This window comes from Novosphingobium sp. HII-3 (assembly GCF_002916655.1).
Classification (GTDB): domain Bacteria; phylum Pseudomonadota; class Alphaproteobacteria; order Sphingomonadales; family Sphingomonadaceae; genus Novosphingobium; species Novosphingobium panipatense.
The window spans coordinates 1-2,861 of sequence record NZ_PPSM01000062.1 but is presented as its reverse complement, the minus strand read 5'-3'; the positions used below and the strand labels follow the sequence as shown (position 1 = coordinate 2,861).

At 62.5% G+C, this 2,861-nt stretch carries 3 protein-coding genes and 1 pseudogene; 1 reads left to right on the top strand and 3 read right to left on the bottom strand.

The window, feature by feature from the left end; translation table 11 throughout:
• A pseudogene (locus tag C2R25_RS17345) lies at nt 1-127 on the top strand (IS5/IS1182 family transposase); the annotation flags it as partial.
• Nucleotides 128-222: 95 nt separating this feature from the next.
• Here C2R25_RS17345 and C2R25_RS17340 read toward each other — a convergent pair.
• From C2R25_RS17340 to C2R25_RS17330, 3 genes are read right to left on the bottom strand one after another with little or no spacing between them, the layout of a single operon-like run.
• The gene (locus C2R25_RS17340) at nt 223-1,824 is read right to left on the bottom strand and encodes an IS66 family transposase (protein WP_103730408.1); all 1,602 of its coding nucleotides are present in this window, start codon (nt 1,822-1,824) and stop codon (nt 223-225) included.
• 41 nt (nt 1,825-1,865) lie between these two features.
• Nucleotides 1,866-2,219, bottom strand: a complete 354-nt coding sequence (gene tnpB, locus C2R25_RS17335) for an IS66 family insertion sequence element accessory protein TnpB (protein ID WP_059150138.1) — start codon at nt 2,217-2,219, stop codon at nt 1,866-1,868.
• A complete protein-coding gene (locus C2R25_RS17330) occupies nt 2,203-2,655 on the bottom strand; it encodes a transposase (RefSeq protein WP_103730407.1) in 453 nt (150 codons plus the stop codon). Before C2R25_RS17330 ends, tnpB begins: the two co-directional genes overlap by 17 nt.
• Nucleotides 2,656-2,861 lie beyond the last annotated feature (206 nt).

Below are 2,861 nucleotides of genomic sequence, written 5' to 3'. Positions count from 1 at the left end.
CGCGCCGCGCCAGCGCAATACGGCTGCCGAGAAGGCGCAGATCAAGGCCGGGCGCAAGGCGCGTGAGATCTGGAAGGACGAGCCGAACAAGGCGGCGCAGAAGGACACCGATGCGCGCTGGACGGTGGTAAGCGCGCATTTCGTAGCACGCTGCTTCCGGAGGCAGTGCGGCCGTCACAGTTGACGCTGGGCGAGACAGGCCACCGCAGCGACGTCGGGGGGTCAGGCTTGTCTTTCGAAGTTGAATGGCAGCAGGTCGTCGATATCGGCGTCGTGAGGGCGCTGGGGAAGTTCAGTGAGGACATGGCGTAGCCACGCGAGAGGCTCGACGCCGCAGGCGCGGCAAGTCAGCATCAGGCTGTAGGTTACGGCGCTCGCCCGTGCGCCGTCCACGGTGTCGCAGAAAAGCCAGGATTTTCTTCCTGTTGCAAAAACCCTGATGTCGCGTTCGAGAAGATTGTTATCGATCGGCATCCTGCCGTCTTCGACGTAGCGCGTCAGGTATTCCCACTGGTTGAGGGTGTAGGATACCGCATCACCAAGCTTGGTGTCGGGCACAACCTTGGGTGCGATGTCATCGAGCCACGCCTTGAGCGCATCCAGGACCGGGACGCTATGTTTCTGGCGGAAGCGGCGCATGTAGCTGGCCTGCGTTTCCCCCTCATCGGGTATTTCGTCCCGCGCCTGCCTTTCGATCCGGTAGAGCTGGTCGAAGAACTTGAGCGCCTGTGCGGGCGGCCCGCCTTGTTTCTTCCTCGCCTTGAGGGCGTCGGCAAAGCGCCGTCTGGCGTGGGCCATGCAACCCAGATGCGTGGCGCCTTTCAATGTGCGCCAGGCCGTATAGCCGTCACTCATCAGGATGCCGCAATAGTCGCCGAGGAAGGCCTGCGGATGTTCCTGCCCGCGACCGGGTTGATAGTCGAACAGCACGATCGGCTGTTCGCTGTCCTCGCTGCTGCGGTAGGCCCACATATACGAGGTGCTGGTAGGGGCCTTGCCCTCTTCCTTGAGCACCTGAACCGTAGTCTCGTCGCCATGAATGACGTCCTGGGACCGAAGCCGCAGCTTCAGGGCGTCAAAGATGCGATGCAGGTGCCTCTCGCTCGAAGCGATTACCCAACGGCCCAGTGCACCACGGCTGACAGGTACCCCTGCGCGCTCGAAGGTTTGCGCCAGACGATATAGCGGTGTGCCATCGACGTATTTATGAACAAGGGCAAAGGCCAGCGTCGAGGCCGTGGCGATGCTGCCCGGCAAGGGCTGTGCGGGCATCGGCGCAATGACGATCGGTGTGGCGATCCCGGTGCGGTCACAATTGCGGCATGCATATTTGGCGCGGGCATTCTGAAGGACCGTGGCCTTCACCTCGATGTGAAGCTGCTCGGTTACCACTTCCCCCATGCGATGCATCCGTTCGCTGCAGCACGGGCAGACCTTCTGGTCGTCGGCGAGGTCATACTCGACGCGCTGGCGCGGCAGGTCGGCAGGAAGTGCCTTGCGCCCGCGTTTCTTCCCTTCTGGCTTTCTCGCCTCCGGCAATCCCGTGTCGGGAAGATCGGCGGCGACCGGCTCATCGACGTCGTCGTGTCCATCGTCGGTATCGTCCTCAAGGGAGGCCTGCTCGGCTTCATTGAAGACACGATCCAGGTGCTTTTCGCTGCGCGGCGCAAAGCGGTGCAACCGCGCCAGCGCCAGTTCCTCCTCAAGCTTCAGGATGCGCCGGGCAAGGGCGTCTCTCTCGGCCGCCAATGCCTCGACCTCAGCGGCTTTCGTCGCCAGAAGCGCCATCAATTCCGCAATAGTGGGGACGCCGCCTCGATCCATCGCAGTCTTGAATCGAAAGCCCGTTCCCGCGTCAACGGCCTTCAACCGACAAACTGATATTGCCGCACCGGATGAGGGACCATCGCGTCAATATCGATCCCGTCGAGCAGCCATCGCAATTGCTCCGCGGTGAGCGCCACCACCGTTTCCGCTCGTTTGGGCCATCGGAACTTGTCCTCCGTCAACGCCTTGAGCACCAACACAAAGCCCGACCGGTCAAAGAACAGCAGCTTCATCCGGGTCCGGCGCCGGTTGCAAAAGGCAAACGCCGCGCGCTCGAACGGATTGAGGCCCATCGACTGCTCGACCAGGATCGCAAGGCTGTTGATCCCACAGCGAAAGTCGATCGGATCCCGGTGGAGGTAGACGCGCAGATCTTCAGCGAGCCGGAACATTGCAATGCCCCAGCGCATCGATCATCACCACCAGCAACTGCGCGTCACACCCCTCCAGCGTTAGCGATACGCCATTTGGCATCGACGCCTGCAGCCGCGCTGACGGTACCAATCCCGCAGACCGGATCGCGATCCCACCAGTGTGTCGCTCCGCAGCCGCCGGAGACGTCTCCACCCGAACAAATGCCGACGGATCCGGCAACTGTCCCGCGCTCCGCTGCCCGTTCGCACTCTGGCGCTCCTGATACTTCCGGACCCATTTGCGCAGCTGGTTGGCGTTGACACCATGTTCCAGCGCAAGTCTCGCCACCGATATGCCCGGCTCGAGGCACGCCTCGACCAACCGTGCCTTCCCCGCCCGACCATAATAGCGCCGGCCGTTACTCGTCACCCTTACAACCTCGAGCCCATACGGGCCCATCGGTGCCATCTCCATGTGTCCACCTCTTCCTTGGTGGACACATCCTTCACACCACCTCAATCAACCGAACAGGTGCCTGGAATTTCGCGCTTACGGACGGTGAAGATCGGGCGGCCGCGCGATCCCGAGGCGCCGCGTTCGGTGCCCGAACTCGCCATTGCCGTGTTCGGCTACAAGACACACGTCGCGATCGATCAGGCCTTCGGTTTCATCCGCAGCTG

Coding starts and splice junctions, on each gene's coding strand:
- C2R25_RS17340 (WP_103730408.1), bottom strand. CDS start 1,824: ATGGATCGAGGCGGCGTCCCCACTATTGCGGAATTGATGGCGCTTCTG.
- tnpB (WP_059150138.1), bottom strand. CDS start 2,219: ATGTTCCGGCTCGCTGAAGATCTGCGCGTCTACCTCCACCGGGATCCG.
- C2R25_RS17330 (WP_103730407.1), bottom strand. CDS start 2,655: ATGGAGATGGCACCGATGGGCCCGTATGGGCTCGAGGTTGTAAGGGTG.